Below are 671 nucleotides of genomic sequence, written 5' to 3' on the forward strand. Positions count from 1 at the left end.
CGCATACACTTAGCAGTAAAGCGTGCATCTCCCACTGCCAGGGCCTCATCCACAATAAGAATTTCCGGGTCAACATGGATTGCCACCGCAAATGCTAAGCGTGCATACATTCCACTAGAATATGTCTTGACGGGCTGCTCTAAAAAATCACCTAATTCCGAAAAATCCAAAACATCCTGCATACGTGATTCCATCGCTTCACGAGGAACGCCCAAAATTGCAGCATTCAGGTAAGCGTTTTCACGCCCAGTAAATTCCGGATTAAATCCTGCACCCAGTTCCAACAGCGCAGCTATTCGACCTTTGACCCTCACTTCACCAATTGTTGGCTGCAATGTTCCACAAATAATTTGTAGCAGAGTAGACTTACCGCTGCCGTTTTGTCCTATTATGCCAACAGTCTCTCCGCGTCCTATTTCAAAGGAGACATTTTGCAGGGCCCAGAATTCACGATAATACTTTCTGGCCTCACAATTTCCAAATTTTGAGAATACTTGAACCAAGTATTGCTTCAATCGGTCTCGCGGCTCACTATAGATTTCGTAGCACTTTCCAAGGCCTTTTGCCTCGATAATAGAATTAGAGCACATCAGCAAAGCCGTCCCTGGTTTTTTGAAACCAAATAAATCCAACAATAAAAACAAAAGTTGCTATGACAAGTTGCTTTAGCC

Annotated in this window: 1 protein-coding gene; it reads right to left on the bottom strand. The window is 44.0% G+C overall.

Annotated features, from left to right (window positions below; all coding sequences use genetic code 11):
* On the bottom strand, positions 1-515 hold a 515-nt coding region (locus tag GVL52_RS28035), incomplete at its 3' end, for an ABC transporter ATP-binding protein (protein ID WP_306440393.1).
* Positions 516-671: the final 156 nt, after the last annotated feature.

The organism is Rhizobium sp. 18055 (assembly GCF_902706285.1).
Lineage (GTDB): Bacteria > Pseudomonadota > Alphaproteobacteria > Rhizobiales > Rhizobiaceae > Rhizobium.